General features: G+C 70.6%; 21 protein-coding genes and 1 pseudogene. 15 read left to right on the forward strand and 7 right to left on the reverse strand.

Annotated features, from left to right (window positions below):
- Positions 1–5 precede the first annotated feature (5 nt).
- Positions 6–860 (reverse strand): TIGR03619 family F420-dependent LLM class oxidoreductase, encoded by an 855-nt coding sequence (locus tag ATL45_RS26450; protein ID WP_093159489.1) that lies wholly within the window; start codon positions 858–860, stop codon positions 6–8.
- A 196-nt stretch (positions 861–1,056) separates the two neighbouring features.
- Between ATL45_RS26450 and ATL45_RS26455 the strand changes: the two genes are divergently transcribed.
- Positions 1,057–1,935 (forward strand): IclR family transcriptional regulator, encoded by an 879-nt coding sequence (locus tag ATL45_RS26455; RefSeq protein ID WP_211841293.1) that lies wholly within the window; start codon positions 1,057–1,059, stop codon positions 1,933–1,935.
- A 230-nt stretch (positions 1,936–2,165) separates the two neighbouring features.
- Here the strand turns inward: ATL45_RS26455 and ATL45_RS26460 are convergent, their stop codons facing one another.
- Positions 2,166–2,681 (reverse strand): flavin reductase family protein, encoded by a 516-nt coding sequence (locus tag ATL45_RS26460; RefSeq protein WP_246025554.1) that lies wholly within the window; start codon positions 2,679–2,681, stop codon positions 2,166–2,168.
- Between the two features lie 189 nt (positions 2,682–2,870).
- Here ATL45_RS26460 and ATL45_RS26465 point away from each other — a divergent pair, with 189 nt between their 5' ends.
- The 6 genes from ATL45_RS26465 to ATL45_RS26495 all read left to right on the forward strand — a co-directional run bounded on the left by ATL45_RS26465 (position 2,871) and on the right by ATL45_RS26495 (position 8,927).
- Positions 2,871–3,725: an alpha/beta fold hydrolase gene (locus tag ATL45_RS26465; protein ID WP_093159497.1), complete on the forward strand. Its 855-nt coding sequence runs from the start codon at positions 2,871–2,873 to the stop codon at positions 3,723–3,725.
- A 90-nt stretch (positions 3,726–3,815) separates the two neighbouring features.
- Entirely contained in the window at positions 3,816–4,802 is a 987-nt protein-coding gene (locus ATL45_RS26470; protein ID WP_093159500.1) for a ferredoxin--NADP reductase, read from the forward strand.
- 276 nt (positions 4,803–5,078) lie between these two features.
- Positions 5,079–5,987, forward strand: coding sequence for an acetaldehyde dehydrogenase (acetylating) (locus ATL45_RS26480; protein ID WP_093159502.1), 909 nt, complete (start codon positions 5,079–5,081; stop codon positions 5,985–5,987).
- Entirely contained in the window at positions 5,984–7,018 is a 1,035-nt protein-coding gene (gene dmpG / locus ATL45_RS26485) for a 4-hydroxy-2-oxovalerate aldolase (RefSeq protein ID WP_093159505.1), read from the forward strand. Before ATL45_RS26480 ends, dmpG begins: the two co-directional genes overlap by 4 nt.
- A complete protein-coding gene (locus ATL45_RS26490) occupies positions 7,018–8,202 on the forward strand; it encodes an acyl-CoA dehydrogenase family protein (protein WP_093159507.1) in 1,185 nt (394 codons plus the stop codon). Before dmpG ends, ATL45_RS26490 begins: the two co-directional genes overlap by 1 nt.
- An 80-nt stretch (positions 8,203–8,282) precedes the next feature.
- Positions 8,283–8,927, forward strand: coding sequence for a class I SAM-dependent DNA methyltransferase (locus ATL45_RS26495; RefSeq protein ID WP_093159510.1), 645 nt, complete (start codon positions 8,283–8,285; stop codon positions 8,925–8,927).
- Between the two features lie 61 nt (positions 8,928–8,988).
- Here ATL45_RS26495 and ATL45_RS26500 read toward each other — a convergent pair whose 3' ends face one another.
- The 3 genes and pseudogenes from ATL45_RS26500 to ATL45_RS26510 all read right to left on the reverse strand — a co-directional run bounded on the left by ATL45_RS26500 (position 8,989) and on the right by ATL45_RS26510 (position 10,654).
- Entirely contained in the window at positions 8,989–9,774 is a 786-nt protein-coding gene (locus ATL45_RS26500) for an SDR family NAD(P)-dependent oxidoreductase (protein WP_093159512.1), read from the reverse strand.
- Position 9,775: 1 nt separating this feature from the next.
- Entirely contained in the window at positions 9,776–10,048 is a 273-nt protein-coding gene (locus ATL45_RS26505) for a ferredoxin (protein WP_093159515.1), read from the reverse strand.
- Positions 10,048–10,654: pseudogene (locus ATL45_RS26510) on the reverse strand (3-ketosteroid-9-alpha-monooxygenase, oxygenase component). Before ATL45_RS26510 ends, ATL45_RS26505 begins: the two are co-directional and overlap by 1 nt.
- Positions 10,655–11,097: 443 nt before the next feature.
- Between ATL45_RS26510 and hsaA the strand changes: the two are divergent.
- Both hsaA and ATL45_RS26520 read left to right on the forward strand, forming a co-directional pair.
- Positions 11,098–12,252 carry a 3-hydroxy-9,10-secoandrosta-1,3,5(10)-triene-9,17-dione monooxygenase oxygenase subunit gene (gene hsaA, locus ATL45_RS26515; protein WP_246025555.1) on the forward strand — a complete coding sequence of 385 codons (1,155 nt, stop codon included), beginning with the start codon at positions 11,098–11,100 and terminating at the stop codon, positions 12,250–12,252.
- Positions 12,253–12,397: 145 nt separating this feature from the next.
- Positions 12,398–13,006: a TetR/AcrR family transcriptional regulator gene (locus ATL45_RS26520; protein WP_093159520.1), complete on the forward strand. Its 609-nt coding sequence runs from the start codon at positions 12,398–12,400 to the stop codon at positions 13,004–13,006.
- A gap of 4 nt (positions 13,007–13,010) precedes the next feature.
- Here ATL45_RS26520 and ATL45_RS26525 read toward each other — a convergent pair whose 3' ends face one another.
- A complete protein-coding gene (locus tag ATL45_RS26525; protein WP_093159522.1) occupies positions 13,011–13,940 on the reverse strand; it encodes a 3-oxoacyl-ACP reductase in 930 nt (309 codons plus the stop codon).
- A 187-nt stretch (positions 13,941–14,127) separates the two neighbouring features.
- Here ATL45_RS26525 and ATL45_RS26530 point away from each other — a divergent pair, with 187 nt between their 5' ends.
- The 5 genes from ATL45_RS26530 to ATL45_RS26550 all read left to right on the forward strand — a co-directional run bounded on the left by ATL45_RS26530 (position 14,128) and on the right by ATL45_RS26550 (position 21,140).
- Positions 14,128–15,246, forward strand: a complete 1,119-nt coding sequence (locus ATL45_RS26530; RefSeq protein WP_093159525.1) for a steroid 3-ketoacyl-CoA thiolase — start codon at positions 14,128–14,130, stop codon at positions 15,244–15,246.
- A 1-nt stretch (position 15,247) separates the two neighbouring features.
- Positions 15,248–17,446, forward strand: a complete 2,199-nt coding sequence (locus ATL45_RS26535) for an acyl-CoA dehydrogenase family protein (protein ID WP_093159527.1) — start codon at positions 15,248–15,250, stop codon at positions 17,444–17,446.
- Between the two features lie 129 nt (positions 17,447–17,575).
- Entirely contained in the window at positions 17,576–18,448 is an 873-nt protein-coding gene (locus tag ATL45_RS26540; protein WP_093159530.1) for a MaoC/PaaZ C-terminal domain-containing protein, read from the forward strand.
- Positions 18,445–19,062, forward strand: coding sequence for a PaaI family thioesterase (locus tag ATL45_RS26545; protein WP_093159531.1), 618 nt, complete (start codon positions 18,445–18,447; stop codon positions 19,060–19,062). Before ATL45_RS26540 ends, ATL45_RS26545 begins: the two co-directional genes overlap by 4 nt.
- Positions 19,063–19,688: 626 nt before the next feature.
- Positions 19,689–21,140, forward strand: a complete 1,452-nt coding sequence (locus tag ATL45_RS26550; protein WP_246025556.1) for an HNH endonuclease signature motif containing protein — start codon at positions 19,689–19,691, stop codon at positions 21,138–21,140.
- Between the two features lie 677 nt (positions 21,141–21,817).
- Here ATL45_RS26550 and casG read toward each other — a convergent pair.
- Positions 21,818–23,455 (reverse strand): steroid-24-oyl-CoA synthetase, encoded by a 1,638-nt coding sequence (gene casG / locus ATL45_RS26555; RefSeq protein ID WP_093149841.1) that lies wholly within the window; start codon positions 23,453–23,455, stop codon positions 21,818–21,820.
- 203 nt (positions 23,456–23,658) lie between these two features.
- Between casG and ATL45_RS26560 the strand changes: the two genes are divergently transcribed.
- Entirely contained in the window at positions 23,659–24,417 is a 759-nt protein-coding gene (locus tag ATL45_RS26560) for an SDR family NAD(P)-dependent oxidoreductase (protein ID WP_093149616.1), read from the forward strand.
- The last annotated feature ends 67 nt before the right edge of the window (positions 24,418–24,484 follow it).

A 24,484-nucleotide genomic window follows, 5' to 3' on the forward strand; every position in this document is an offset into this window, starting at 1 on the left:
TCCGCTCAGTCGATGTCGGCTGCTGCTGCCAGGGCTTCGAGCTGCTCGCAGTAGTGCTCGGCCGATCGCGCCCGCAGCTGCGCGCCGACCAGCGTCGCGCCCGCATCGCGCGCCCGCGCCAGCGCCGCCTCGGTCGCAGCCCGGTCGCCGGACGGGTCGAGCACCTCACCGGCGGGGAGCACGACTTCGAAGCCTGCGGGCGGATCCACCTTCGCCAGCATCTCCCGCAGTTGTGCGCTGGTGAGCCCGAACGGCACCCAACCGTCGCCGTGCGTCGTCGCGCGCCGCAGCGAGCGCAGGGTCCGGCCGCCGATCCACAGCGGTACGCGGTCCTGCACGGCGTGCGGCTCCACGACGAAGCCCGCGTAGTCGTAGTGCACGCCGTGGTACGCCGGTTCCCGGCGCGACAGGCTCGCGCGCAGTGCGGCGAGCGCATCATCGGCGCGGGCGCCCCGGTCGGCGAATTCCGCGCCGAGCAACCGGAATTCCTCTTCGAGGCTGCCGACGCCCAGGCCCAGCACCAGGCGGCCGCCGGAGACCCGGTCGAGGGTGCCGTAGCGCTTGGCGATCTCCAGCGGATGGTGGTAGCCGAGCACCAGTACCTGCGTGACGAGGCGGATCCGGCTGGTGCGCGCGGCCAGGTACCCGAAGGTGGCCAGCGGGTCCCAGTACGTCGCACCTCGCTGTGCGGCGACCTCCCGGGGCACGGCCACGTGCTCGCTGCAGGTCAGGTGGTGGAAGCCCAGCCGGTCGGCGGTCTCGGCGATCCGCCCGAGGTCGTCGATCCCCGCGGTGCTCTCCCATTCCGAATGCGCCCCGGGAACCCGGGTCACCACCGGGCTGACGATGCCGATCCTCATCCGCAGACCTCTCCTCGCCGGAACCGGCAACCAGGTGTAGCCCAGCGGGCACCCGGACCTCCAGGCCCGTCCCGGTCATCGGGAGCGGCGAAACTCCGTGCGAGGGTTCCGCCTCGGGCGCGGCGCTGCTACCGTCGGGAAGACGGGTGGAATTCATTTCAGTTTTGCCTTCGTCAACCGGGCTGAGGGGAGCACCATGACCGTCCCTGCCGTTCCCGCCTCCCCGCGTCGCGAGCTGCCGCCCTCCATGGTGGAGCGGATGACCCTGATCCTCGACTCCTTCGAGCGGTGCTCGGTCCGGCTCACCCTGGAGGACGTCGCGCGGAGAACGCATCTGCCGAGGTCGACGGCGCACCGGATCCTCGATCAGCTGGTCCGGCTGGACTGGCTCCAGCACAGCGCGGCGGGCTACTCGCTCGGCCGCCGGGCGCTGAGCCTCGGCGGTCGGGCCAACGCGCACGGCGAGCTGCGCAACGCCGCCGCGCCGCTGCTGCACGACCTCCAGATCCGGACTGGAATGGTTGTTCACCTCGCGGTGCTCGACGGGGTCGAGATCCGCTACCTGGACAAGGTGGGCGGGCGGTTCGCGGCATCGGTGCCCTCGCGGGTCGGCGGCCGGGCTCCGGCGCATTCGACCGCGCTGGGCAAGGCGATGCTGGCGTGGCTGGAACCGGAAGCGGTGGACGAGCTGCTCGGCGAGCGCATCGGCCGGCTGACCGACCGCACCATCGCCGACCTCGACACCTTGCACCAGGAGCTCGACCGCATCCGGCGGCGCCGCGGGCTGGCCTTCGAGCGCGGCGAGTGCGTCCGCTCGCTGGCCTGCGCGGCGGTCGCGGTCCGCGGCCCGGAGGGGCCGGTGGGCAGCATCTCCCTGGTGGGGCGCGTCCAGACACCGCTGGAGAAGGTGGCACCGCTGGTCGTCGACGCCGCGCGGCAGGTCTCCGACGTGCTCCACCCGCCGGTGCCGAAAACCCGCTCGTGGCGGCAGATGCACGTCGTCGCACCGGAGCGGACCTGGTCCAGCGCGACGCTGGACCGGATGATGGCGGCGGGCTCCGGCGACTGGTTCTGAGAGCACTGTCGGCGGAGCCGTCCGCGCTTTGCAAGCGGCGGCAGCCGCTTCGAGCACGTATGCAGGGTGACCACCGGCGGGTACGGTGGCCCGCCACTGGGTGGCTCTCTGGGCGAGGACGGCCCCTCCGCCGTGTATTCGTTCATACATCAGGAGGGGCACCCGCAGTCCAGGGAAGCGCTCAGGTTCCGCTAGGCGACCAGTCAAGCAACTCGATCACCAACAGGCTCTTAGGCCCAGTCCCAGGCTTCGGGCAGTACCAGCTCCGGGTCGATCCCGAAGGCGCCGCGGAAGAACACCATCGGCCGGTCCTGCGCCGGTGTCTCGAGTTCGAGCACCTCACCGATCACCACGTCGTGGTCCCCGGCGGCGTGCACCTCGTGCACTCGCGCGTGCACCCGGGCGAGCACGCCCGGCAGCACCGGGCTGCCCCACCGGGACAGCTGCCAGGGCAAGCCCTCGAACTTCGCCCCGCGGCTGGAGCCGAACCGGTCGCACAGATCGGTCTGCTGCTCGGCGAGCACGTTCACGCAGAAGCGCCCGGCGGTGCGGATCCGCGGCCAGCTCCGGCCCCGGTGATCGGCGCAGAACAGCACCAGCGGCGGGTCGAGCGAGACCGAGGCGAAGGACTGGCAGGCGAAGCCGACCGGTTCGCCGTCGTCGCACCCGGTGACCACCGTGACGCCGCTGGCGAAGGAACCCATCGCGCGGCGCATCTCCAGCGGTGTGGGCAGATGGGGGTTCACGAGATCGACGGTAGGCGCGTCGCCGAGGACACCGGCCCGGCATCCCGTTGAGCGGGAGGCCCTTTCCGGTCGCGATCCACGCCGCTGGCCGCGATCCCGCTGACCGGGAGTTCGCGCCCTGGTTCCCGCGCGATCGCGCCTAACGTGCACCGGCGAAACCCCCGAAAGTCCTTGGGAGCTGGGCGCGAGATGACCGAACTGAGCTACGAGTCCACGCTGCGCGAGCTGCGGACGGGCCGAGGTGTGCTGCGCTACCACGAAGCCGGTGCCGGGCCACCCCTGCTGATGCTGCACGGTTCCGGGCCCGGCGTGACCGGGTGGCGGAACTTCCGCGGCAACCTGCCCGTCTTCGCCGAGCACTTCCGCTGCCTGGTGCTGGAGTTCCCCGGCTTCGGCGTCAGCGACCCGGTGGACGAGCACCCGATGGTCGCCGCACCCACCGCGGTCCGCCGCTTCCTGGATGGCCTGGGCATCGAGCGGGCCGACGTGATCGGCAACTCGATGGGCGGCATCGTGGGGGCCCGGTTCGCGATCAGCGACCCGGACCGGGTGCGCAGGCTGGTCACCATCGGCGGGGTGGGACGGGCGCTGTTCAGCCCGTCGCCGGGCGAGGGCATCAACCTGCTGATCGAGTTCACCGAGGAACCCACCCGCGAACGGCTCGTGGCCTGGCTGAACTCCATGGTGCACGACCGGTCGCTGGTGACCGAGGAGCTGATCGAGGAGCGCTGGGCGCACGCCACCGAGCCGAGCACCCTGGCCAGCGCGCGGAAGATGTACAGCCGCCAGGCCTTCGAGGCCGCCGCGGCATCCGCCGAGCCGCCGTACTGGGCCATGCTGCACCGGATCCGGGCCCGGACGCTGATCACCTGGGGCCGCGACGACCGGGTCAGCCCGGTCGACATGGCGCTGCTGCCGATGCGCACCATCCCCGGCGCCGAGCTGCACGTCTTCCCCGACTGCGGGCACTGGGCGATGATCGAGCAGAAGGAAGCCTGGGAGAGCGCGGTGCTGGCATTCCTGACCCGCGAGGAGCGGTCGTGACCCGGGACGACGAGTTCGACGGGCCCGGCTCCACCATCGTCTTGGGCCACCTCGTGGCCGCCGGCGAGCTCTGAACCGGTGGGAGGCACCATGTGGCAGCTGCGCGTGGTCGAGGTGGTCCGGGAGACCGCGGACGCGCACACCCTGGTCCTGGAGCGGCCCGGCGAGGACTTCGACTACCGCCCCGGTCAGTTCCTGACCATCCGGATCCCGGGCGGGGCCGCGCGCTGCTACTCGCTGTGCAGCTCACCGGTCTGCGACGACGAGCTGAAGGTGACGGTCAAGCGCACCAAGGACGGCTACGGTTCGAACTGGATCTGCGACAACGTCGTCGCGGGCGACGTGCTCGACGTGCTGAGCCCGGCGGGCACCTTCACGCCCCCGTCGCTGGACACCGATCTGCTGCTGGTCGCCGCGGGCAGCGGGATCACGCCGGTGCTCTCGATCGTCAAGTCGGCGCTGCGCGCCGGCCGTGGCCGGATCACCCTGCTCTACGCCAACCGCGACGAGCACTCGGTGATCTTCCGCGACGAGCTGGTGGCGCTCGGGCGCGACGACGACCGGCTCACCGTCGTGCACTGGCTGGAATCCGTGCAGGGAACGCCGACCGCCGCCGCGCTGCGCGCACTGCTGCGGCCCTACGCCGATCGCGAGGCATTCGTCTGCGGGCCAGCGGCTTTCATGGACTTGGCGGTGGAGTCTTTGAAGGCTCTCGGGACGTCCCGGGTGCACGTCGAACGCTTCACGTCGCTGACCGGTGATCCGTTCGCGGCACCCGAAGCTCCGGCCGAAACCGGGCCGGTGAGCGAGGTCGAGGTGACGCTCGACGGGCAGACGCGCACCGTGACTTGGCCGCGGGGCAGCAAGCTGCTCGACGCGCTGCTCGCAGCCGGGCTGGACGCGCCGTACTCCTGCCGCGAAGGAGCGTGCAGCGCCTGCGCTTGCGTGCTGCTGGACGGCGAGGTCGAGCTGGAGCGCAACGAAGTGCTCGACGAGCACGACCGCGCCGACGGCCTCATCCTCGGCTGCCAGGCGATTCCGCTCACCGACCGGCTGAAGGTGACCTACGAACCCTGATCCCGGTGAACGGCCGAGACCCGCGGCGCAGAACGCGCGTGCCGCGGGTTTTCGCTTGCCGGGGAAGAGAAGTCCCGGTGAGCGGGAAGGGCACCCCAGTCGTGCCGCGGCAGCTGGCACCGTTCGAGCATGCTCGACAGGACGCGGTAGGTCCTGCCGGGTTCGTGCACCAGAGCAGTCGACGTCGCACCGGGCGCGGAGTTCCGCGCCGACTTCACCGGCCCCGGGCCGGTCACGGCCCGCTTCGCGTGAGCCGGGAACCGGAAAGGACGAACAGTGACCAAGGCGACCGCAGCCGTCGTGGGTTCCGGCAACATCGGCACCGACCTGATGTGCAAGCTGCTGCGCTCCGAGACCATCGAGCCGCGCTGGATGATCGGCGTCGATCCCGGCAGCCCCGGCCTGCAGCGCGCCCGGCAGAACGGCCTGATCAGCTCGGCCGAGGGCGTCGACTGGCTGTTCGCGCAGGACGAGCAGCCGGACCTGGTCTTCGAGGCGACGTCGGCCCACGTGCACCGGGAGAACGCGCCCAGGTACGCCGAGCGGGGCATCCAGGCGATCGACCTGACCCCGGCGGCGCTGGGGCCCGCGGTGGTGCCCGCGGTGAACCTCGGGGCGCACCTCGACGCACCGAACGTCAACCTGATCACCTGCGGCGGGCAGGCCACCATCCCGATCGTGCGAGCGGTCTCGCGGGTGGTCGAGGTGGCCTACGCCGAGATCGTGGCCAGCGTGGCCTCGCCGTCGGCCGGTCCCGGCACGCGGGCGAACATCGACGAGTTCACCATCACCACGGCTCGCGGCATCGAGGACATCGGCGGCGCCGGGCGGGGCAAGGCGATCATCATCCTGAACCCGGCCGAACCGCCGATGCTGATGCGCGACACCGTGTTCTGCGCGATCCCGGCCGACGCCGACCGCGACGCGATCGCCGAATCCGTCCACCGGGTCGTCGCCGACGTCGCGAGCTACGTGCCCGGCTACCGGCTGCGCGCCGATCCGCAGTTCGACGATCCGTCCACTGTGAACGGTGGCATGGCGCGGGTCGCGGTGTTCCTCGAAGTCGAGGGCGCCGGTGACTTCCTGCCGCCGTACTCCGGAAACCTCGACATCATGACCGCTGCGGCGACCCGCGTCGGCGAAGGCTTCGCCCAGCGGATCCTCGCGCAGGAGGGACGGCGATGACGCACCGGATCAGGATCACCGATTCCTCGCTCCGCGACGGATCGCACGCCAAGCAGCACCAGTTCACCACCGAGCACGTGCGCGACGTCGTGGCGGCTCTCGACGGCGCCGGAGTCCCGGTCATCGAGGTCACCCACGGCGACGGCCTCGGCGGCTCGTCGTTCAACTACGGCTTCAGCCGCACTCCCGAGCAGGAGCTCATCAAGACCGCGGTGGACGCGGCGGAACGGGCGAAGATCGCCTTCCTCATGCTGCCCGGCGTCGGCGTCAAGGACGACATCCGGGCGGCGGCGGACAACGGCGCCGCGATCTGCCGGATCGCCACGCACTGCACCGAGGCCGACGTCTCCGTCCAGCACTTCGGGCTGGCCCGGGAGCTGGGCCTGGAGACGGTGGGCTTCCTGATGATGGCCCACAGCCGGCCGCCGGAGGTGCTCGCCGCGCAGGCCCGGATCATGGCCGACGCGGGCTGCCAGTGCGTCTACGTCGTGGACTCCGCGGGCGCGCTGGTGCTGGAGGACACCAGCGACCGGATCGCCGCGCTGGTGGCCGAACTCGGCGACGACGCGCAGGTCGGCTTCCACGGCCACGAGAACCTGGGCCTGGGCGTGGCGAACTCGGTGCTCGCGGTGCGCGCCGGAGCCACCCAGATCGACGGCTCCACCAGGCGCTTCGGCGCCGGTGCCGGGAACACGCCGGTGGAGGCGTTCGTCGCGGTCGCCGAGAAGCTCGGCATCTCCACCGGCGTGGACACCATGAAGATCATCGACGCCGCCGAGGACGTGGTCCGGCCGGTGATGGACGGCGAGTGCCTGCTCGACCGCCTCTCGCTGACCATGGGATACGCCGGCGTCTACTCCAGCTTCCTCAAGCACGCCGACCGGGCCGCGGCGAAGTACGGCGTCTCCGGCGCCGAGATCCTCGTCGAGGCGGGCAGGCGCAACCTGATCGGCGGCCAGGAGGACCAGCTGATCGAACTCGCCGTGGACCTCGCCGGTCGCGGTGCCGACACCGAATCGAGGGCCAGCTGATGCCGCACCCCGTCCTGACGGCCGTCGAGGAGCGCGCCGAGGAGATCACCGCCGTCGCCGAGTCCAACGAGCGCCTCGGCAGGCTCGACGACCAGGCCGCCAAGGTGCTGCGCGAGACCGGTGTCATCAAGATGCTGCAGCCCGCCCGCTACGGCGGCGCCGAGGCGCACCCGGCCGAATTCGCCGAAGCGGTGATGGAGGTGGCCGGCTGCGACGGCTCGACCGGCTGGGTCGCCGGGATCGTCGGCGTGCACCCGTGGGAGATGGCGATGGCCGACGAGCGGGTGCAGGAGGAGATCTGGGGCGGCGACAACGACACCTGGATCGCCTCGCCGTACGCGCCGATGGGCGTGCTCACGCCGGTCGACGGCGGCTACCGCTTCACCGGGCACTGGCAGTTCTCCTCCGGCACCGACCACTGCGACTGGATCTTCCTCGGCGCCTTCCTGGGCGACGAGTCGGGCGAGGTGGCCAAGCCGCCGGTGTCCTACCACGTGATCCTGCCGCGGTCGGACTACCGGATCGTCGAGGACTCCTGGGACGTGGTGGGCCTGCGCGGCACCGGTAGCAAGGACATCGTCGTCGAGGACGCCTTCGTCCCGGCGCACCGGGTGATCCCGTTCAGCAAGATGCTCGACGGCTCCGCGCCCGCGGACGCCGGCCTGGTGAACCCGACCTACCACGTCCCGTTCACCACGGCGTTCCCGCTGGGCATCACCGCGGCGGTGATCGGCATCTGCGAGGGGGCGCTGGCGCACCACCTGGCCTACCAGCGCAAACGCGTGCAGATCACCGGCACCAAGGTCAAGGACGACCCGTACGTGCTCTACGCGATCAGCGAGGCGGCGGCCGAGATCCACGCCTCCCGCGTCGCGCTGCTGGACAACGTCTCCCGCATCTACGACAAGGTGGCGGCGGGCGTCGAGATCTCCTTCGCCGAGCGCGCGGTCAGCCGCCGCACCCAGGTCTCGGCGGCCTGGCGGGCGGTCCGCGCGATGGACGAGATCGTGGCCCGCTCCGGCGGCAACGGCCTGCGGATGGACAACCCGATCCAGCGCTTCTGGCGCGACGGCCACATGGGCATGGTGCACGCGATCCACGTCCCGGGCGCGGTCTTCCACGTCTCCGCCCTGACCGAACTCGGCGTCGAACCGCCCAACGGCCCGCTGCGCTCGATGATCTGACCCGGCAACTCGCGCGCCGGAGGCCTGGAACGGGCCTCCGGCGCTTTCGTCGTCGGACCTGACCGCTACGGTCCTCGGTCGTGACCGACCCTTCTTCGACTTCCCGGGCGGCGGCGGACGCCTACAGCGCCGTCGCCGCCCTCTACGCCGAGCTGCCCCGTGACGACCTCGAAAGGCTGCCCCTGGACCGAGCCGCGCTCGCAGCGTTCGCCGAGCACGTGCGGGCCGGCTCGCCCGGCACCGTCGCCGAGCTCGGCTGCGGGCCGGGCCCGGTGACCGCGCACCTGCGCGACCTGGGCCTGGACGTCTTCGGCGTCGACCTGTCCTCGGCGTTGATCGACATCGCTCGCGAGACCTACCCCGACCTGCGGTTCGAGGTCGGATCGATGGACGCCCTGGACCTCGCCGACGACGAGCTGCGCGGCATCGTGTCCTGGTTCTCGATCATCCACGCGCTGCCGGAGGAGGTGCCCGGCTTCTTCGCCGAGTTCAGCCGGGTGCTGGCGCCGGGCGGCCACCTGCTGCTCGGGTTCTTCGAGGCCGGGGACGGCCCGGTCGAGCCGTTCGACCACAAGGTGGCCACGGCCTACCGGTGGCCGGTCGACGAGCTGGCGCGCCTGGGCCGCGAAGCCGGGTTCGTCGAGGTCGGCCGCGTGCTGCGCGAGGCCGTCGAAGGAGAGCGCAACATCCGCCGGGGAAACCTCGTGATGCGCCTGAGCGAGTAGTCCACTCAGGACGAACGGCGGGCTGCCGATTTCCTGCCAAATCGGCAGCCCGCAACGCCGTTCATGCCTTCGGCAGCAGGCGTTTGGACGCCTCGTGCGCCCCGAGCGCGAGCGCGGCCCGGTCGGGGCCGCTGCGCTTCACCGCGGCGTCGGCGTTGCCGCCGGCCACCAGCACCGGGCCGTGCGCCAGGTGCGCCAGGCCTTCCCGGGCCACGTCGTCGGGCTCGGCGACGTTCAGCCCGGGGATGTCGAAGTTGAGCCCGGCGCGCGCCATCGCCGGAGTCCGGGTCACGCCGAGGACGAGCTCCAGCACGTCGACGCCGTGCTCCCGCAGTTCCAGCCACAGGCCTTCGGCGAAGACCCGCGAGAACGCCTTCACCGCTGAATAGACGCTGATCTGCGCCTGCCCCAGGTATCCGGCCATCGAGCCGACCAGCAGCACCCCGCCGCGGCCCCGCTGCTTCAGCCGCGCGCCGAAGTGGTGGGTGAGCGCGAGCTGCGCGGTGATGTTCAGGTCGATCACCTCGCGCACCCGGTCGAGATCGCCCGTGACGAACTCGTGCCCGTAGCTGTTGGCGCCCGCGTTGAAGATCAACAGCCCCACGTCGAGGTCGTCGGTGACCGACCGGATGGTCCGCAGAGCCTCCGGTGCGAGCAGGTCGAGCTCCAGCGTGCGCACCTCGACGCCCTTGGCCCGCACCTGCGCGGCCGTGTCGGCCAGCGGCCCGGGCTTGCGGGCGATCAGCACCAGGTTGATCCCGGCGTCGGCGAGCTGGTGGGCGAACGCGGCGCCCACGCCTTCGGAGCCACCGGCGATCACCGCCCACGGGCCGTAGGAGTCCAGCACGTCAGTCCTCCACCTGGATCGGGATCTCGCCTCGGGTCGCCGCCGCGCGCACGGAATCGCGCAATGCCGTGCAGCCGCTGAAGAACTCGCCGTTCGGGCCGGTCCCGGGCCGCGCGGCGCGACGCTCGGCGCAGGCGCGCAGCGAGTCGGCGTGCCACTGGATGCTGGTCTGCTCCCAGCTGCTCTTGCGGACCTCGACCTGACCACCGCAGGCGTCGCAACGCACGGGCCGCATGGGGGAGTCGGCCAACCGGCCGTCGGCGCGGACCGCCATCAGGCGTTCCCGTTCGCGGCGGCCAGGTTCGCCTCGACCTCGCGGCGCCACGCCTCGTTGGGCCGGGTGGTGTCGATCTCGTACTCGAAGCGGTCCACCATCTCCGGCGTCACGTCGGCCACGTCCACGTAGAACTGCTCGTACCAGCGCCGCAGCTGGTAGACCGGGCCGTCCTCCTCGCACAGCAGCGGGTTGTCGATGCGGGTCTTGTTCCGCCAGATCTGCACGTCCTGCTCGAAGCCGATCTTGATGAACTCGCCGATCTTGCGCGCCGTCTCGTCGGCGTCCGGCAGCCGGTCGGAGCGCTTGACGATGATGCCGTACTGCAGCACGAAGGAGTTCGCGGTGACCGGGTAGTGGCAGTTGATCAGCACCGATTCGACGGCCCTGCGACAGGTCGCCGCCCATGTGCCTGCAGTAGGCGTCGAGGACGTTGAGCTCACCTCGGGAATCGGCCCAGACGACGAGCTTCTGCCCGAACGCGTGCACCGTGTGCGGCTTGCCGTCCTTGAAGCCGCCGGCGAGCCCGAGGCAGTGCCAGCCGCGGGCGAACCGGGTGGGTGCCTCGTCCACCTCGATCTGCCGGACCTCCTCCACAGCGGTCATGCCCTGTCCCGCCTCTCCCTGTCCCGCCTCTCCGCGTTTTTCAGTGGTGGTTGCGTTCGGGAGTGATCTTGCGTTTGGGGGGTTCTTGTGGCTGGGTTGCGTCACGGTCCCCTGAGGTGCGGTTGAGCAGGGCTGGGGTTGACACAGGGGGTGTCATGCTCGTCGTCCCTTCCGGTGGGCAGCAGGTCTGGCCGTGAAGTTAGGTGCCCGCGGCGGCCGGAATGGCCGGTAATCCCACTCACCGGTACCTCCCGGCGGCCCGGTGCCCCGCCCGATCGCAGGATGGCGCAGTGACAGCCCTTCCGCCAACCGGATTGCGCCAACCGGAGTCCTGCTCAACCGCACCTCAGGGGACCGTGATGCAACGCAGTCACAAGAAACCGGGAAACGCGAGATTGATCTCGGGCGAAACCACCACTGAAAATCGCGGAGAGGCGGACTGCGTGCTGGAACGGATCCGCGACGTGCTGCCGGCGATCGCGGAGCGAGCCCGGGACGCGGAGGAGTCCCGGCGACTGCCGGCGGAGACGGTGGCGGACCTGGTTTCGGCCGGTGCGTTCCGGATGCTGCAACCGGAGCGGTTCGGCGGTCTGGAAGGCGATCCGGCGCAGTTCTACGAGGTCGTCCGCGAGGTGTCGGCGGTGTGCGGCTCCACCGGCTGGGTGCTCTCGGTGCTCGGCGTGCACCCGTGGCACGTCGGCCTGTTCCCGGGCGAAGCGCAGGAGGAGGTCTGGGCGGACGGCCCGGATGCGCTGATCTGCTCCTCGTACGCACCCATCGGGCGGCTCCGCGCGGTTGACGGCGGCTGCGTGCTCAACGGCAGGTGGAGCTTCGCCTCTGGCTGCGATCACGCGAACTGGGCGCTGCTCGGCGGGTTGGTCGTCGGCGACGGCGGGCGACCGGTCGACTTCCTCAGCGTCCTGGTTCCCCGCGCGGACTTCCAGGTGCTGGACGTGTGGGATCCCGTCGGCCTGCGCGGCACCGGGAGCAACGATGTCGTCGTGGACAAGGCGTTCGTGCCTGATCACCGGATCGTCCGCAACTACGACATCGCGCAGCTGCGCGGCCCCGGCCGGGCGGTGAACCGGGGGCCGCTGTACGCGATGCCGTTCGGCGCGGTGTTCACCACGGCGGTCGCGGCACCGGTCGTCGGCGTCGTGGCGGGCAGCTACGCCGGCTACGTCTCGGTCATGCGCGACCGGGTGCGGCTGAGCCTCGGCGGTGGCCGCTTCGTGGAGGACCAGGGCGCTCAGGTGGCGGTGGCGCGCGCGGCATCGGAGATCGACGCGGCGGTCCTGCAACTGGACCGCAACATCACCGAGCTCTACGACCACGCGGTGCGCGGCGCGGAGATCCCGGCGGAGCTGCGGCTGCGCACCCGCCGGGACCAGGTGCGCGCCACCGAGCGCGCGGTGGGGGCCATCGACCTGCTCTTCCAGAGCGCAGGCGGGAATTCGCTGCGACGGGGCAACCCGGTCGAACGGGCCTGGCGCGACGCGCACGCGGGCAGCATGCACGTGGCCAACGACGCGCAGCGCGCGCTCGCGCTGTACGGCAAGGGGGAGTTCGACCTGCCGGTCGAGGACACGCTGGTCTGAGCTCGGGTGCGGCTCCTCGCGGTTCGATCGAGTGCAAGCGCGAGCGGGCGGCGCGACCCGTCCCGGTGAGCGGTACGTTGGCGGGGACGGCGACCAGGCGCCCCGCACAATCAGGGGCGCGACCGGATCGACCGAGGGGGAACAGGTGCCCAGAATCGCCGAGGCCAGGCCGCCCGCGGAGCCCAGCTCGCAGGAGCAGAAGGCGCGTCAGCGCCGGATCCTGCGAGCCGCCGCGAGCCTCGCCACCGAGCGAGGGCTCGACCGCGTGCAGATGCAGGACGTGGCGAAGGAAGCAGGCGTCGCGATCGCCACGCTGTACCGCTACTTCCCCTCGAAGACGCACCTGTTCACCGCCGTCATGGCCGAGCAGGTGGAGCAGCTGGACGGCCTGGCGCGCCCGCCGCGGCCCGGGCAGGACCCGGTCGAGGCGGTGTGCGAGCTGCTGCTGCGCTCCAGCCGGAAGCTGCTGAGCCGCCCGCTGCTGGCCAGCGCGATGATGCAGTCCAACGTCCAGGCCAACGCCGCGACGGTCAGCGAAGCGATCCGCATCGACAAGCTGATGCAGGACGCGGTGCTGCGGATGCTGGGCATCGACAGCCCGACGGCCCGGGACATCCGCCTGGTGAGCCTGGTGATCGAGTGCTGGTACGGGATGCTGAGCTCGGCGCTCAACGGCAGGCTGTCCATGGCCGACGTGGAGGAGGAGATCAGCCTGGCCTGCGGTCTCCTCCTCGCCGCCCGCTCCAACGCCTAGCCGGTCACCTGCGGGATGCGATGTTCTGGATTCCCGTGGTGTCCAGCTCCGCGACGCTGTAGGCCGCGTAGGTCCGGTGCGGTTCGCGACCGGAGAAGTACGGCGTGAGGTTGTCGTCGAGCTCGTCGACGCTGAAGGTCCCCGTCGCCGCGGTGAACTTCCGCTCCACCGTGGGCGGGGCCAGCAGCGCGACCATGTCGCCGTAGACCACGAAGACCTGCCCGTTGATCTCCTCCGCCGCCGGTGATGCCAGGTAGGCCGCGAACGTGCCGACCCGCTCCGGGGCCAGGATGTCCAGCTCACCGCCGCTGGGGTCGGCGCTGAAGACGTGGGCCGTCATGTCGGTGCGGGCCCGCGGGCAGATCGCGTTGGTGCGCACCCCGTACCGGGCGAGCCCTTGCGCGGTGGAGAGGGTCAGCGCGGTGATGCCCGCCTTGGCCGCCGAGTAGTTCGGCTGCCCGGCGGCGCCGAACAGGAACGCCTCGGACGTGGTGTTGACGATGCGGCCGTAGACCGGGCCGCCCGCCGCCTTGCTGGCGTTGCGCCAGTGCACCGCCGCCGCGCGCGAGACCGACGCGTGCCCCTTGAGGTGCACGTGGATGACGTCGTCCCAGTCCCGCTCGGTGAGGTTGAACAGCATCGTGTCCCGCAGGACGCCCGCGTTGTTCACCACCACGTCCAGGCTGCCGAAGGTGTCCACCGCGGCCTCCACCAGCCGGTCGCCGGTGGACCACTCGCCGACGTCGCCGGTCACTACCACCGCGTCGCCGCCCGCGGCCTTGATCTCGGCCACGACGCCTTCCGCTGCCGGGCCCATGTCGTTGACGACCACGTTGGCGCCCTGCGCGGCCAGCGCGAGCGCTTCCGCGCGCCCGAGCCCGGCACCGGCACCGGTCACGACCGCGGTGCGGCCCTCCAGCGTGCTGCCACCCATCGCGTTCTCCTTCGTCCGACGATCGACTGCCGCACGAAGCTAGTATTCGTTCTCTTTTTCGATCCTGCGCTGTCCCGCTGAGTGGATATACCGCAGCAAAACACCGTGAAGAGCCGGTTGGATGCGATGGATAACGAATTCTAGTAGTGCGAGGTATCGCCGCCTCGCGCCCGAAGGAGGGGAGCAGATGCCCGAAGCCGTCATCGTCGAGGCCGGTCGCACACCGGTCGGGAAGCGCTCCGGCGCGCTGTCCGGGCTGCACCCGGCGGAGCTGCTCGGGCACGCCCAGCGAGGTGTGCTCGCGCGAGCCGGACTGGATGCGGCGCAGGTCGACCAGGTCGTCGGCGGCTGCGTGACCCAGGTCGGCGAGCAGTCCAACAACGTCACGCGCAACGCCTGGCTGCACGCGGGGCTGCCGCACGGCACCGCGTGCACCACCATCGACTGCGCCTGCGGCTCGTCCCAGCAGGCCGTGCACCTGGTGGCCGGGCTGATCGCCGGCGGCGCCATCGACATCGGGATCGGCTGCGGCGTGGAGTCGATGAGCCGCGTCTTCCTCGGTGCGGCGCTGGCCCCGGACACCGGGATGCCGGTGCCGGACTCGTGGGCGATCGACATGCCCGACCAGTTCACCGCCGCCGAGCGCATCGCGCGCCACCGCGGCATCACGCGGGCCGACGCCGACGCGCTCGGCCTCGCCTCCCAGCGGAAGGCGGCGGCCGCCTGGGCGGAGGGGCGCTTCGACGGCCAGATCATCCCCGTCGGCCAAGTGACCCGTGACCAGGGCCTGCGCGAGACCACGGCCGAGGCGCTGGCCGGGCTCCACCCGGTCATCGCCGACGGCATCCACACGGCGGGCAACTCCTCGCAGATCAGCGACGGGGCGGCGGCCGTGCTGCTGATGAGCCGCGAGCGGGCCGAAGCCGAGGGGCTGCGGCCGAGAGCCCGGATCATCGCCTCCGGGATGGTGGGCGCCGACCCGTACTACCACCTCGACGGCCCCGTGCTCGCGACCGAGCACGTGCTGGCGAGGTCGGGCATGAAGCTCGGCGACATCGACCTGGTGGAGATCAACGAGGCGTTCGCCTCCGTGGTGCTGTCGTGGGCGCAGGTGCACGAGGCCGACATGGACAAGGTCAACGTCAACGGCGGTGCGATCGCGCTGGGACACGCCGTCGGTTCCACGGGCGCCCGGCTGATCACCCAGGCTGTCCACGAACTGGAGCGCAGCGACCGCTCCACCGCACTGATCACCATGTGCGCAGGCGGCGCGCACGCCACCGCAACCATCGTCGAACGGATCTGAGATGGCACGGGAAACCTTGGGGTTGAGCGAAGAGCACCGGGACCTGCGGGACTCGGTGCGGGCCTTCGCCGGACGGCACATCACCGAGACCGAGGTGCGCGCCGCGGTCGATGCGAAGACCGAGCAGCTGCCGCCGTTCTGGGCGCAGCTGGCCGAGCAGGGCCTGTTCGGGCTGCACTTGCCTGATTCGGTCGGCGGCGCGGGCTTCGGGCTGCTCGAACTCGCGGTCGTCCTGGAGGAGCTCGGCCGCAACATGGCACCGGGACCGTTCCTGCCGACCGTGCTCGCCAGCGCGGTGCTGCTGGAAGCCGGGCACCACGAGCACCTGCCGGTGCTGGCAGACGGCTCGGCGACCGGCGCGGTCGGACTCGGTGACGGCTTCACCGCCGAGCGCGCCGAGGACGGCGGCCTGTTCGTGTCCGGCTCCGCCACGCCGGTGCTCGGCGCACACCTCGCGGACGTGCTCGTCCTCCGCGTCGACGCGGATTCCTGGGTGGTGCTGCCGGGCGCGGCGGCTGAGGTGAGCGAGGTGCCGAGCCACGACCTCACGCGGCGGCTGGCCACCGTGACGCTGACCGGAGTGCACGTGCCCGCTGCGGATGTCCTCGACATCCCGGCCGACCGGCCCTGCGACCTGGCGGCGATCCTGTTCGCTGCCGAGGCGTGCGGCATCGCCGACTGGTGCACCGCGACAGCTGCGGAATACGCCGGGGTTCGCGAGCAGTTCGGCCGACCGATCGGGCAGTTCCAGGGCGTCAAGCACCGCTGCGCGCGGATGCTGGCCCGCACCGAGGCCGCCCGGGCCTGCGCCTGGGACGCGGCTCGCGCGCACGATGCCGAGGATGCTGCCGAAGAAGTGGCCTTGGCAGCTGCGGTCGCGGGAGCCACCTGCGTCGAGGCGGGGTTCAGCACCGCGAAGGACTGCATCCAGGTCCTCGGCGGCATCGGGTTCACCTGGGAGCACGACGCCGGACTCCACCTGCGCCGCGCGCAAACCTCGCGTCTGCTGCTGGGTTCCACCGCGCACTGGCACCAGCGGATCGCGCGGCTGGCGCTCGGCGGTGCTCGCCGCGAGGTGACGGTGGACCTGCCGCCGGAAGCGGCGGAGATCCGGGCCGTGGTCCGCGCCGAACTCGCCGAAGCCGTTGCGCTGCCGGAAGAAGAGCGGATCGCCTTCCTCGCCGAGCACGGGTACACCGCACCGCACCTGCCGAAGCCGTGGGGCCGGGGCGCCGACGCGGTCGAGCAGCTCACCATCGCCGAGGAGATGCGGGCCGCGCAGGTCAGGGCGCACGACATGGTGATCGGGAACTGGGTGGTGCCGACGCTGATCCGGCACGGCGACGAGGCGCAGCAGCGCCGGTTCCTGCCCGCCAGCCTGCGCGGGGACATCACCTGGTGCCAGCTGTTCTCCGAACCCGGCGCGGGCTCCGACCTGGCCGGCCTGTCCACCAGGGCCGAGAAGGTAGACGGCGGCTGGAAGATCAACGGCCAGAAGGTGTGGACCTCGGTGGCCACCGAGGCGCACTACGGCATCCTCCTGGCCCGGACCGACCCGGACGCGCCCAAGCACAAGGGACTGTCCTACTTCCTGCTGGACATGGACAGCCCGGGCATCACCATCCGGCCGCTGCGCGAGCTCACCGGCGAGGCCCTGTTCAACGAGGTGTTCCTCGACGACGTCTTCGTGCCCGACGACATGCTGGTCGCCCAGCCCGGCGACGGCTGGAAGCTCGCCCGCACCACCCTGGCCAACGAGCGCGTCGCCCTGTCCCAGGACTCCTCGCTGGGCGCGGGCGGCGAGGCACTCCTGGAACTGGCGGCGGCACGAGCGGACGACCACCGCCTCGCGGTGCTGGGCCAGATCCTCGCCGACGCCCAAGCGGGCGCGCTGCTCGGGCTGCGCCAGACGATCCGCTCGCTGAGCGGGCAACAGCCCGGCGCGGAGTCCTCCATCGCCAAGTTCCTCGGCGTGGAGCACGTCCAGCAGGTGTGGGAAACGGCGATGGAGTGGCAGGGCCCGGCGGCGCTGCACGCCGACCACCACCGCCCGGACACGGGCGTCCCCACCGCGACCTGGAAGTTCCTCAACACCCGGTGCCTGTCGATAGCCGGTGGCACCACCGAGGTCCAGCTCAACATCATCGGAGAACGACTCCTCGGCCTGCCCAGAGACCCCGAACCCCACCCCAAACCCTGACCCCGCCCCACCGGCCGTCACCCGGAACCTGCTCGATTTCGCGCGGAACCGACGTTCACCCGGGTGACGGCCGATTTCGCGCGAGATCGACACCCGCGCGGAACCGACGACACAGGAGAGAACCCGAAGATGGCGATCGACCCCGCTGCGGCGCTGGCGGCCCCACCCACGACGCGCGAGATCTCGTGGACGCAGCGCGACGTGCTGCTGTACCACCTCTCGCTCGGCGCAGGCGCCCGCGCAGACGTCGAACCGGAGCTGCCCTACACCTACGAGGCCAACCTCCAGGTGCTGCCCACCTTCGCGCTGGTGGCCGGGCAGGGGATCTCGGCAGGCGACCGCGGCACGCCGGGCCTGGCACTGCCCGGCATCGACGTCGACCTCCGCAAGATCCTGCACGCGGGCCAAGCCCTCGAAGTCCACCGCCCGCTCCCGCAATCCGGCGCGGCAACGGTCAGCAACCGCGTGACCGACGTGAGGGACAAGGGAAAAGCAGCGCTGATCGTCCTCGAATCAACCGCGGCGGACCACGCCGGTGCGGCACTGTGGACGACGACCATGCAGATCTGGGCGCGCGGAGAAGGCGGCTTCGGCGGTGACCCCGGCCCGGAAGCCCCCACCGCGCTGCCGGAACGCGAGCCGGACGCGGTGCTGAACTCGCCCACCGCACCGGACCAGGCGCTGCTCTACCGGCTCAACGGTGACATGAACCCGCTGCACGCCGACCCCGGATTCGCCCGCGCAGCGGGATTCGACCGGCCCATCCTGCACGGTCTGGCAACCTACGGACTGGTCGCGAAGGCGATCGTGGACGGACTGCTCGACGGCGACGCAACCCGCCTGCGCGCGATGTCCGCGCGATTCGCCGGAACACTGCTGCCCGGCGAAACCATCCGCACGGAGGTGTGGCGTGAGAGCGATCGACTCGCGCTTCGCTCGACGTGCCCGGAGCGCGACGACGCGCCGGTGCTGACCCACGCAACCGCGGAGGTGAAGGCATGACCGCACCTCAGGAGCTGACTGCTGATCCGCACCAGGACGGCGTCGACGCGGCGGTCACGGCAGCCCGACGGGTGATCGAGTCGCTGTTGCGCGCCGGCAGCGGTTCGACGGCGGAGATGGGGCGGATCGCCGACCAGCTGAACTCCGTGGCGGACAACCTCGACGAGCACGCACCGGCGATGAACCAGCGGATGGTGGACATGTGGGCGGGGGAGGGCACCACCCGCCACGACCCCGTGACCGGCCCGGAGAACGCGATCGCACCCCCGCTGCAGCTGATCGGCCAGTCCGATGGCTCGGTGCGCGGCGTCCTGACGCTCGGCCTGCCGTACCAGGGACCGCCTGGCCATGTGCACGGCGGGATCTCGGCGCTGATCCTCGATCACACCCTCGGGGTGGCCAACCACTGGGCCGGGGTCTCGGGCATGACGGCGGAGCTGACGCTGCGATACCACCGGCCGACACCGTTGTTCGAGCCGTTGACCATCACCGGGGTGCAGACCGGTGTCGACGGGCGGAAGATCCGTACGAGCGGTGCCGTCACGGCCGGCGGTGAGGTTTGCGTGTCGGCTGAGGGGTTGTTCATTGCCAAGCATCTGCCTCGTCCGCGTTGAGCTTGGGACCGTTCTGTTGCCGGCTTTGGGCCGGTGCGGCTTGGTGGCTGTTGGGTTGGTGGTTGGGGCTTTTTCTGTTGTGTTGTGGTGGGGGTCATCCCCGTGGTTTGGGGGATTGTGGGGGCTGTGGTCCGGATGTCAAGCCCGGCCTGGCGGCCGCCCCTTCGGGGTTGGCAGGCTTGACATCCGGACCACAGCCCCGTTTTGGCTTTATGTCACGGGGATGACCCGGTATGGAACGGACCCCGGCCGTCTTGGACACCTTGCGGGGAGCGTGGTGGTCGGGGCCTCTGCCGGTTGAGTCGTGGGCTGCTCCGTCACCGGCAGGTGGTGTGCGGGGTTGCTGGGCCACGCGGGCTGACGGTTTGGGCTTCTGAGGCCTGGCTGTCGACCGACCGGCCTTAGTCGTCGACGAAGCAACAGACGTCATGTTAGTCCTAACAGGACAATAACGGATTCACGTTTCGACACGGGTAAATGCCAACGACACGCCGAGTATTGCCCTTCGAATATTTGCCGCTTCTGGTTCCAGCTAAGGATTTTCGTGTTTGAGCCGTGTTGTGATCACCTGATTGTGGGACGGTTATTCGCTCGAAACCACGTTCGATTCTTGAGAGAATTGATGCATGACACCGCTGATGACCACCCAGGACGCGACGCCCGCCGCTGGCGCGGGTGCGGTCGTGTCCGCCTTGCCCGCGTGGGACATGCCCACGCCGGGCGGGTCGTGCCCGCCTGCGGTGACCTCCCTGACCGATGAGGAACTCGCGACCCGGATCGGTGAGGTGGAACGGCAGATTCGTCAGGCGCGGATGGAGCAGCTGCGGTTGATCGCCGAGGCCGACCGCCGCCGCCTGCACGCCGCTCGTGGTGTGCGCTCCACGCAGGTGTGGCTGAAGAACCTGCTCAACATCGACGGCCAGGACGCCACGAACCGTGTCCGTATCGCCACCGCCACCTTGCCGAACACCGGTGAGGACACCGACAACGCCGCTGGTGTCGCTGGGCCAGAGGTTGCGCTACCGGCGACCGGACAAGCACTCGGTGAGGGTGTGATCGGGCTGGAGCACGCGCGGGTGATCTCCCGCTGTGTGTCCCGGCTGCCTGAGCACGCCCAGCACCGTGCCGGTGAGGTGGAACGGTTGTTGGTGGAGAACGCCTGCCGTCAGTGCCCCCGTGATCTGGCCAAGCTGGCCGACCGGGTGCGCTACATGCTCGACGCCGACGGTGCCGTCGCGGACGAGCAGGCCCAGTTCGAGTCCCGCGAGCTGCACTACGCGACCGCTCGTGACGGGATGCTGGTGATCAAGGCCCGGCTGGACCGCGAGACCGGGGCGAAGTTCGTCACCGCCCTGCGCCCGCTGGCCGCGCCGCGCCCGGAGGCCGACGGGGTCAAGGACCCGCGTACGGTTGGGCAGCGCAACGCCGACGGTCTGTCGACCCTGCTTGACCTGGTGCTCGACACCGACGGGATGCCGCGTACCGGTGGGCAGAAGCCGCACCTGACGGTCACCATCGACTACACCGACCTGAAAAACCAGCTCCCCACCACCAACGGCGAGGTCACCGCTGGTGGTGCGGGGATGCTGGAAGGCACCGGCCAGTACCTCAGCCCGCAGACGGTGCGCAGGATCGCTTGTGACTGCGAGGTCCTGCCCATGGTCCTCGGCGGCGACAGCCTGCCTCTCGACGTGGGTGCTTCGCAGCGGACCGCCCCGACGCATATCCGTGCCGCGTTGCTGGCCCGCGACGGCGTCTGCGCCTTCCCGGAATGTGACCACCCGGCGGGAACGCCGCAGGCCCATCACATCGTGCACTGGGTCGACGGCGGCCCCACCAGCCTCGACAACATGGTGATGCTGTGTGCCCATCACCATCGCACCATCCACAACCACCACTGGCACATCCAACTGGAACGTGGCCGCCCGGTATTCACACCACCGGCAAGTGTCGATCCGGCACGCACGCCCAGGCCTGGCGGGAGAGCCCAACCCGCCACACATCGCCACGCCCTCCGCCGCCTGAACTCATCACCGGAGGGCGGGCCGCCAGCGGCCAGACCGCTGGCGAGCACCTGACGACCTCACCCGACCCCCTGGGTGGGGCACCCCGCCCTGCCCAGGGTCGGGTGAGCCGACAGTTCCGGAAGCACGACACGCCGCCAGGCGACCTCCACCCACCACCAACACCCGAGCACCACCCCCACCACAACACCCGAAAACCCAGCCCAACGAAGAAAGGGAACCCGCCGATGACGAACCAACCCGCCACCGCCCAGCCCGCAACGGCCAGCACCACTGCTCTCCGCCGCAACTCCGCGATCAACGGCCAGCCCGCGCGGCACGGCAACTCCGCACACCACCTGCCGGTGACGGAGCAACCCACCACTCAACCAGTAACGGCCCCGGCTACCTGCTTCCCGCAAGGTGTCCATGACGGCCGGGGTCCGTTCCATACCGGGTCATCCCCGTGACATAAAGCCAAAACGGGGCTGTGGGCCGGATGTCAAGCCTGCCAACCCCGAAGGGGCGGCCGCCAGGCCGGGCTTGACATCCGGACCACAGCCCCCACAATCCCCCAAACCACGGGGATGACCCCCACCACAACACAACAACACCCGTAGCACGCACCTTGAAAACACAAGAGCGGAAACAAAAGGCGACCACAAATTGGTGGGTTCCCTGACAGCAGAGAGCCCAGCTGTCAGGGAACCCAAACCCCGAGTGCCGATACAGCTATAGCCACGTGCGAGGCGTCAGACGGTGGGACGCACCTCGGCCCGGATCACCTTGCCGGTGGCGTTGCGAGGAAGTGGCTCCTGAGTGATCCGCCATCGGGACGGAACCTTGAAGTGCGCGAGCTGCCCCCGGGCGTAGTCGTGCAGCTCCTGCTCGGTGAGAACGCTCCCGGGCGCAATGACCACGACTGCGAACACCTCCTGACCGAGGTCCGGATCGGAGACGCCCAGTACGGCGCACTCCTGGACCCCGGGATGCTCGGCGAGCACGCCCTCGATCTCCGCAGGGTAGACGTTCTCGCCACCTCGGATGATCAGATCCGAGCGGCGAGTGCTCAGCCGGAGACGGCCGTGCTCGATGACGCCGATGTCACCGGTGTGCAGCCAGCGGTCTGCACGGATGGCGTCAGCGGTGGCTCGCGGGTCGTTCCAGTAGCCGAGCATGTTGTAGGCGCTGCGAACGCACACCTCGCCTTCCTCTCCGTCGGGCAGGGGGTTGCCGAACGGATCGCGGATCTCCAGCTGCACACCCGCGATAGGCCGTCCGAGCGTCTCCGGGGCTTCGGCCAGATCAGCGGGGGAGGCAGCGGTGAGCGCGGTGCACGTCTCGGTCATCCCGTAGCTGTCCACAAGGGATTTCTCCGCTACGGGCAACCTCTCCCGCAGCCGCTGCTTGAACGCTGCCGACGACGGTGCGGAGGCCAGCGAGAAGGTGGTGAGCGACGACAGGTCGTACTGCGAGATGTCGCCGTGCTCCAGAATCCGGTGTGCTTGGGTGGGCACGGCACCCCAGTTGGTCACCCGCTCGCGGGCTACCAGATCGAGTACCCGGTCCACGTCGAAGGCACCCTGATGCATCACCACGGTGCTGCCGGTCGCGAGGCGCGGCACTGCCAGGTTGTGCAGGCAGGCGATGTGGAAGAGGGGCAGCGCCAGCAGGTACCGCCGGTCTCGCGGATCGATCGGGTCGCCGTGAACTGCGGCGAGGGCATCGTTCATGCGGTGGTACTCGATGACCGAGCACACGTTGCGGTGCGAGTGGACCGCACCCTTGGGGCGTCCGGAGGTTCCGCTGGTGAACAGGATGATCGCGGGGTCGTCCTCTTCGACATCCACGGCGGGCATCGGTGCGCCCGGGTACCGCTGGGCCAGTTCGTCGACCTGTTCCAGCGGGAGCAGCGGAACGGGCGAGCCAGTCAGCAGCGCGGCGCGCTTGGTGTCGGCGATGATCAGGGCCGGTTCGGTCAGCCGCACGCCGTGGTCCAGTTCGCGGGCCGACCACCAGGCGTTGCAGCCGACCGCGACGGCTCCGACGGACATCGCCGCCCAGAACGCGAGGATCCACTCCGGTGCGTTGGCCGCCGCGATCGCGACCCGGTCTCCTTTGCCGACGCCGTACTCCTCGCGCAGCGCCGTGGCCAGCGCGGCGACCTGGTCGGCGTGCCGGCGGAAGGAGATCCTCCGGTCCGCGGTCACGATGTAGTCGCGGTCTCCGTGCCGGGCGGATGCCGCGACGAGCTCGGCCAGCGACCTCGCCCGGTTGCGGAACACCGGCAGCCGGGTGCCGAGCACGTCCTGCTCCACTAGTTCGAATTCGCCACCGGGGCCGGTCAGCGCGCTGACAGGGGCAGCAGTGTCCGGATCGATCGTGCTCATGTGCTGGCGTTCCTCCTGCTGCTGGCCGGGATTCTGCGCAGCACAGCGTGCGGCACCGGACAGCGACGAGCGGTGCCCGGTTCCGTTCATCGGGATCCGCGCTCGGCCGTTCTCCCGCTGAGCGGGACAGCGCGCTCGGCATTCTCCCGAACACACCACTGTTGCAGGCGGATGGGAAGCGCAGGGCGAGCGGGAGGTGCTGCATGGGCGGTCTGCAGGGCAAGGTCGCGCTGATCACGGGAGCAGGGCAGGGCGTCGGGCAGGGCATCGCGCTCGCGCTGGCCGGGGAGGGCGTGTCGGTGGCGGTCGCCGGGCGCACCGAGGCGAAGCTGAACGCCACCTGCGAGCTGATCCGGGAGCGCGGCGGCCGGGCCGAGTCCTTTCCGATCGACGTGGCCGACACCGACGCGATCCCAGCGGTGGTCGAGCAGGTCGTGATCTCGCTGGGCGGCATCGACGTGCTGGTCAACAACGCCTACACCGGCGCTTTCGGTCCGCTGCTGAGCATGAGCGACGACGACTTCCAGCGGGGCTTCCGCACCGCGCCGTTCGCCGCGTTCGCGTTCATGAAGGCCTGCCACCCGCACCTGAAGGCACGCAGTGGCTCGGTCATCAACCTGGTGTCCTCCGCGATGGTGCGGTGGGACACCTCGTCCTACGGCGCCTACGCCGCGGCCAAGCAGGCGCTGAAGTCGCTGACCAGGACCGCGGCGGCGGAGTGGGGCCGGGACGGGATCCGGGTGAACGCGATCGCGCCGCACGCCCTGTCGCCGGGGCTCAAGACCTGGACGGAGCGCAACCCTGAGGAGGCCGCTGAGTTCGTCGCCTCCATCCCGCTGGGCCGCATCGGTGACTGCGAGGCCGACATCGGGCGCGCGGTCGTCGCCCTGGTCGGCCCGGACCTCCGCTACCTGACCGGGGCCACCGTGCCGCTGGACGGAGGTCAGGCCTTCTTCGGCTGAACTCCGCCGCTTCCCGATGAGCGGGACCGGCAGCGGTGCGGCGCCGCCGGATCGCCCTACCTTCGCG

The organism is Saccharopolyspora antimicrobica (assembly GCF_003635025.1).
GTDB classification, from domain to species: Bacteria; Actinomycetota; Actinomycetes; order Mycobacteriales; family Pseudonocardiaceae; genus Saccharopolyspora; species Saccharopolyspora antimicrobica.